Annotated in this window: 8 protein-coding genes; 2 read left to right on the top strand and 6 right to left on the bottom strand. The window is 45.9% G+C overall.

The window, feature by feature from the left end; all coding sequences use genetic code 11:
• The coding region (locus AC6R0L_RS17015; protein ID WP_500629899.1) for a zinc finger domain-containing protein at positions 1-382 on the top strand (382 nt) is incomplete at its 5' end.
• Between the two features lie 8 nt (positions 383-390).
• Here AC6R0L_RS17015 and AC6R0L_RS17010 read toward each other — a convergent pair.
• Complete coding sequence (locus AC6R0L_RS17010) at positions 391-1158, bottom strand: glycosyltransferase family 25 protein (protein ID WP_500629898.1); 768 nt, start codon at positions 1156-1158, stop codon at positions 391-393.
• Positions 1159-1376: 218 nt separating this feature from the next.
• On the opposite strand from AC6R0L_RS17010, the gene AC6R0L_RS17005 reads away from it, so the two are divergent.
• Positions 1377-2381, top strand: a complete 1005-nt coding sequence (locus AC6R0L_RS17005; RefSeq protein WP_500629897.1) for an NAD-dependent epimerase — start codon at positions 1377-1379, stop codon at positions 2379-2381.
• 38 nt (positions 2382-2419) lie between these two features.
• Here the strand turns inward: AC6R0L_RS17005 and coaD are convergent, their stop codons facing one another.
• The 5 genes from coaD to AC6R0L_RS16980 all read right to left on the bottom strand — a co-directional run bounded on the left by coaD (position 2420) and on the right by AC6R0L_RS16980 (position 6595).
• Entirely contained in the window at positions 2420-2902 is a 483-nt protein-coding gene (gene coaD / locus AC6R0L_RS17000) for a pantetheine-phosphate adenylyltransferase (protein WP_500629896.1), read from the bottom strand.
• Between the two features lie 7 nt (positions 2903-2909).
• Entirely contained in the window at positions 2910-3944 is a 1035-nt protein-coding gene (locus tag AC6R0L_RS16995; RefSeq protein ID WP_500629895.1) for a glycosyltransferase family 4 protein, read from the bottom strand.
• A 9-nt stretch (positions 3945-3953) separates the two neighbouring features.
• Positions 3954-4736: a glycosyltransferase family 2 protein gene (locus AC6R0L_RS16990; RefSeq protein ID WP_500629894.1), complete on the bottom strand. Its 783-nt coding sequence runs from the start codon at positions 4734-4736 to the stop codon at positions 3954-3956.
• Between the two features lies 1 nt (position 4737).
• Positions 4738-5784, bottom strand: coding sequence for a glycosyltransferase family 9 protein (locus AC6R0L_RS16985; RefSeq protein WP_500629893.1), 1047 nt, complete (start codon positions 5782-5784; stop codon positions 4738-4740).
• 79 nt (positions 5785-5863) lie between these two features.
• Positions 5864-6595: a 3-deoxy-D-manno-octulosonic acid kinase gene (locus AC6R0L_RS16980; protein WP_500629892.1), complete on the bottom strand. Its 732-nt coding sequence runs from the start codon at positions 6593-6595 to the stop codon at positions 5864-5866.
• Positions 6596-6599 lie beyond the last annotated feature (4 nt).

Here is a 6599-nt window from a genome sequence, read left to right as displayed (position 1 = left end):
GCTAGAAAAAGCTGTCAACAAACGCGTTGCAGTAAAGCAGTTTATTATGGACAACAAAGTCGTGGTCGGGGTGGGCAATATTTACGCCAATGAGTCGCTATTTAGTGCTAAAATTCACCCCAGCCGAACGGCTGGCAGCTTATCTCTGCCAGAGTGGCAGCAACTGGTTGGCGACATCAAAGCCGTACTGGCGACCGCCATCAAACAAGGCGGCACAACGCTGAAAGATTTCGCCCAAGCCGACGGCAAGCCCGGCTACTTTGCCCAAGAGCTACAAGTCTACGGCAAAGCCGGAAAGCCCTGCCCAACCTGCGGCGAGCCGATTGAAGAGCTCAAAATTGGGCAGAGGAATACGTTCTATTGTGGTGGGTGTCAGGTGTAGCGACTGGCTTAACCGAACCACCAACGCAGCGGTTTGTAGTTCGAACCCAGCTTTCCGAGGTGGTAGAGGTTGGTGGTGAGGTTGAGTGTCATACTTTTTAGTTTATGGCACGCCCTTAATATTACCGTGGATAATGTCTTCTTACCTTGATTCTTCCTATCGCCAATAATAGAGGCAGTATTCCCCCCACTCAAGCCAGCCGGAAGAACACCAAACATGGTTTGTTTATGAACCCAAGCGTTGCGCAGGAATACGTCTACGGGGTAGTAGAAATGCTGACTGCTCTCTAAGAATGCTTTGGCCGCGCTTGGTGTGATAGCATAAGCGGCTGTACATTGTGGCACTTTCAAATATTTGACTAATTTTTGATGCTCATATTGTCGAACGCGGTAGTGAAGACGATTTCTATCGGCGTTTTCCATGCGAATGTAGCCACAATTCTCAATATGTTGCTTGGCAATGCTGACGGTTTTGGGAAATAACTTGGTATCAATGACTAAGTCATCCTCTAAAACCAGAATTGGTTCGTTCAGCTCGACACATTTTTGCCAAAGTAAATAGTGACTCGCGTAACAACCAAGCTCCCCTTTGGCCGCTGGCCGCCCCATTCGGTGTCGAAATCCTTGTTCACAGTATTTGTCGAGTAGTGGATGATGGTCAGTTCGTGCATCAACACCGAACCAAAAGTCGAAAGGAATATCCATCTCACTAAGTAGGGATGCGGTGTTCTCTTGGCGCTCTATACAGCTTTTTAAGGTAATACAAAAGGTTTTCATGTGACAGATTACTAATTTACCATATGGGAGTATTGTCTTTTAAAAGCATGAACGTGCACACCGCGATAGGCCTAAATATCGATCTGTGTTCCCTTTTTATAACGCTAATCGGCCACTATTTCATCGGTGATGACATGGGTGCATATTGTGTTGACTTGGTGGTCAATCAATCGTGATACAAGTAATATATAACACTATAAAGAATTTGAGGTTGTCATATGAAATACCTTGTCACAGGAGCTGCAGGCTTCATCGGTTCAGCGACTATTGAACGATTGTGTTCCGCTGGTCATGATGTCGTTGGGATCGACAACATAAACGATTATTATGATGTCTCTTTAAAAGAGGCTCGTTTGAAGCGCATTAAGCACCCCAACTTTGAATTTATCAAGATGGATATTGCTGATCGCGAAGGGGTCGCTGAGCTCTTCAAAAAAGGACAATTCCAACGAGTTATTCATTTGGCGGCACAAGCCGGAGTACGCTACTCGATTGATAACCCAATGGCGTACGCAGATAGCAATTTGGTGGGCCATTTGGCGATTCTTGAAGGGTGCCGTCATAACAATATCGAGCACTTAGTGTATGCCTCTTCCAGCTCTGTATATGGGTTAAATCAAAAGATGCCGTTTGATACCCAAGACAGTGTTGATCACCCTATTTCTCTATACGCGGCGACGAAAAAAGCCAATGAGCTGATGTCTCATACCTATTCCCACCTCTATGGGTTACCTACGACAGGTCTTAGATTTTTTACCGTCTACGGGCCTTGGAGCCGACCTGATATGGCGATGTTTAAATTTGCCAACCTTATCGTCGCGGGTAAAACGATCGATATCTATAACAATGGCGACATGATGCGTGATTTTACTTACATTGATGATATCGTTGAAGGGATCATTCGTATCCAAGATAACATCCCAGCGAGGCAGCCCGATTGGACTGTCGAACAGGGCACACCGGCGACCAGTTCTGCGCCTTATCGTGTGTTTAATATTGGTCACGGTAGCCCGGTAAAACTGATGGATTACGTACAAGTATTAGAGGATGCGCTTGGCATTGAAGCGAAGAAAAACTTTATGCCGATGCAGCCCGGTGATGTCTACGCAACGTATGCCGACACCGAAGATCTGTTTGAGGCCGTCGGTTACAAGCCGCAAGTGAAGATTGAACAAGGCGCGAAAGCGTTCGCGGATTGGTACAAGGGATACTATGGTTTGTAGTTCCTAGTCTTTCTAGGAATTCACCTCTAGGAACTGACTTAAAACTTCGCTTTTCCCATCAGCGCGTTAGCGACAACGGCTGGCACAAAGTTTGTCACGTCTCCGCCATGAATCGCCACTTCTCGCACGATAGTCGAAGAGAGAAACGCATACTCTTCAGCTGGGGTTAGAAACACACTCTCTAGCCCTGGCATCAACCTACGATACATATTGGTGAGACCAAACTCATATTCAAAATCGACGGTCGTGCGTAGCCCTCGGATCAAAATGTTGGCTTGTTCTTGCTTGGCAAAATCCACCATCAATCCTGTGAACCCTTTTACGCTAACATTCGACAAGCCTTGGGTGACCGCCTGAACAAATAGGACCCGCTCGTCGAGCGTAAACAGGGTGTTTTTGCTCGGGCTGGCGGCGACGGCAATGATTACTTCATCGAACATATCGGCAGCGCGCTGAATAATATCTAAATGCCCATTGGTGATGGGATCGAAGGTTCCAGGGTAGATGACTCTCTTTTTCATAAAGTAATTAATCTCTCGTTAAAGCAGAGTAGAGCGCTTGATAACGCTGAGCCGTGTGTTCAATACGAAAGGTGTGCAGTTTTTCTTGGGCACCAGCCAATAGCGAGGTGCGCAATGTGTCACTGTTTTTTACCTGTAAGATCGCCTGAGCGAGTTGTTCACCATTGCCCGATTCAATCAAGAGTCCAGACTGGTTATTCTCGATAATATCGGGAATTCCACCGGCGTTACTCGCAGCCACCGGTAATCCAGCCTCTAGCGCTTCGAGAATAACAGAACCTAGACCTTCGGAATATGAAGGATGGACCAGCATATCAGCGGCGGCAAACCAGTTGCCCATATCCGACTGTTTTCCAACGAAACTCACATTACTAAGACCGCTTGCCTGTTTTTCTAGATCTTGGCGTATTTTTCCGTCACCGAGTAAGGCGAAATGCACTGTGTTGTCTTGGGTACTCAAATGCCTTGCTGCCTCTATGGTGACGTCAAAACCTTTGTGACCAAGCATGTTAGCGGCATGAATGACCAAAAAGGAATCGGAAAAGCGGTTGCGAATAGCCTCGATTTTCACCGGATCGCTCGGGTAACGCACTGGGCTGCTAGGAATGCAGTGAATGTCTTTATTGGGAAAGACATGTTGAATACGCGACACAATCTCTTTACTGAGCCCTACAAGAGTACGGGCTCTGCGGTATGCCAGATTCGACAGCCACTTGTTTTTTAGAGGGTTATCGATACGCCGAGTGACGATATAAGGGACGCCATAAAGCCAATGTTGGATCAAAGCCCAATAGATCGCACGCCCTTCATGAACATGTATCGCCTGACAATCTTGAGTGACGGATTTTTGATGTTGGAGCAAAAAGTGCTTAGCGGGCACGTAACGACATTTCAGCGCTTTAACCGCATCGGCGAAGGGGCTTTTGGGGTTGGCGACAACCGTCAGATCATAACCGAGTTTGATCTGCTGTTTGATCAACTGCAGCGTTTGGTTTTCACCACCATGGTAGCCCGAGGCGAGATTAACGTGACATATCTTCATAGTGAGTGATTACTTAGAGCCTTTCTGTTGCTTCATATAGTCTCTTAACCATAGGTCAGCGTAGCGAGTGAAGGTGGTATTCGCACTCAAAAGGGCAAGTAATAAACCGTGCCGACCATCCAAAAATCCACGCTTGAGAATATACATTTTGATGAAGCGAAAAAATCCATGCGCAATAGCACTGCCTAACGTGACTTGTTTTTTACCCTCACGCTGATCGGCCCACGCTTTCATGTATTGCTGAGTTTTGCTGACGTAATTGGGCATCGAGTCGATAGTATAATGAAACAAATCACCGTTGAGTTGCCTAACGGTGAAACCTTTGGGTATCACCACTGACTCATGAACTAAGGCATCATTATACTGGGTGACGTGGCGCGGATATAAGCGAGTAACGCGATCGGGGTACCAACCGGAATGACGAATAAACTTCCCAAAGGCTTCCGTTAAGCGATTGATTTGGTAAACAGATTGACCATCATCACTGTTCACGGCTTGGATGATCGCCTGTTTCAGCTCTGGCGATACTTCCTCATCAGAATCCAGTGGCAGCACCCAATCACTGGTCATATAGCTTTGCGCTTTTTGACGTTGAGGGCCAAACCCTAACCAATCTTGATGGTAAACCTTGTCGGTATATTTCTTCGCAATCGTTAGGGTGTTATCGGAACTGCCTGAGTCGAGTATCACGATTTCATCCACCCAGCCAGATACAGAAGATAGCGTTTTCTCGAGATGTAGTTCAGCGTTTTTAACGATCATTAAAACGCCAATACTTTTGCTGGTCGTCATATTAGTGATTACTCAACGTTTGTTGTGATTTCAACACGATATCCAATGTTTTAATCACGGACTGAACGGAAATGCTTTGCATCAGTGTATCACCTTTCGCGCGAGCACCCCACGAATCTGATTTTGCTTGTTGCTTGATTGAGGTGTCATATTGATTTACGACATAGTCTTGACTGTAATATGGCCCAGTACGCTTCGGGTTGCTGTGTGCGTATAAGCCAATGACCGGCGTACCTTGTGTCGTTGCGATATGCGCGGGTCCTGAGTCAGGCGCGATGACGATTTGTGCTCTTGCCAATACGGCAGTCAACTGTTTGAGGTTAGTTTGACCAATCAAATTAATGATGGGTGCTTTTGTATGCTGTGCAATCGCTTGACCTAAGAGACGTTCACGCTCACTCGGTGATCCACACAAAGCGATATCCATACCTTTCGTGGCGGCATAATCTGCAACCTCAGCATAACGTTCGATGAGCCAGTTTCGCTCGTCCTTACTCGCGGCAGGGCAGATGACCAAGGTGCGAGCACTAATGTTATTGATCGCGAAATCGATATCTTGCTCATTTAGAGGAATATGCCAAGTTGGCTTATCCATGGGAACTCCGATATAGCGAGCAAACTCTGCGAAATTATCAAGAACATGGAAAGCATTGGTATCGGGTAAGTGACGATTGGTAAACAGCCATTGCAATTCTCTAGTACGATTACGACTAAACCCCACCTTATGTGTTGCTTTAATGCCCAGAGATAGAACACTCGCGCGAAGTGCTGCTTGCATATGGAGAAGCGCATCAAAACGCGTATTGTTCAGTTGGCGCCAAACCGATTTCATGCCTGCGAAACCTTGCTTTTTGTCGAACACCACAATGTTGATGTTTGGCAAGTCACCGATAAGTTGGGCTTCCACTTTTCCTGTTATCCAAGTGATTTGAGTTGTTGGCCAATGAGACTGAATGGCTTGCACGACAGAGATAGCGTGACAGACATCGCCAATGGCAGAGAGGCGCAAAATACACAGTGAATTAGGGGGCGTATTGAAGAGCGCCATAATGCTTGGACCTAAAACGTTTACTTTGAAAGAGCAAGAATTATGCAGTGAGTAACTAAAAATGTAAAACCGGGCTCAATCAGATAGAGTGATAGCCAATCAACAGCGAGTTAAAATCATCGTCGTTCCACTGAATGTTGAAGCGACCTTTCTCTTTGACAAATGATCGATAGAGTCGAGCAATGTTATTGTCTTTCCACCGATTATTATGGGATTGAGATTCGTAACACTTGTCAAAATCTATCAGCCATACACGTTCATCGCTATCCACTAAAATGTTGTGGATATTGAGGTCTGTATGATTGATACCCGTTGCGTGCATTTTTGCGATCTCTTGGCCAATACGCTGATAGACTTTCTCGTCTAGTGCTTTAGCTTGTAAAACCGTAACTAAGTCACAAGCATTTTGGACTCTTTCTGTAATGATATCCGCTTGGTAAAAGCCCCTGAATCGCTTTAGTACTTTGGCTGCAATAGGACGAGGAACATTAACTCCAGATTGATAGAGCTTTGAAAGTAGCTTGTACTCGGCGAAGCTCCGTGTGGCATCTAATCCAGTAAAAATGTAATGGTCTCGTATGACTTTTCCTAGTATCCCACCCCTACGATAATGTCTTAAAGCTGCTTCGGTTTGTTCTAAGCGAATAAACCATGTCGTTCCTCGCCCTTTCGCACTGCCCACGATGGCGTCTTTTTCTCTCCAGTGAGACATATTAAAGAGCGATTCGAGTTGTTCTACTTGGGTTACTTCAGTAGAGAGCAGATCTGGATCATAAAGGATATAACAGTGGTCGCTTATGTGGTAATTCATTCGG

The organism is Vibrio sp. R15-SG3-ISO1A (assembly GCF_059833955.1).
Note: the sequence above shows the minus strand (reverse complement) of the source record. Positions and strands in the feature narration are given on the sequence as shown.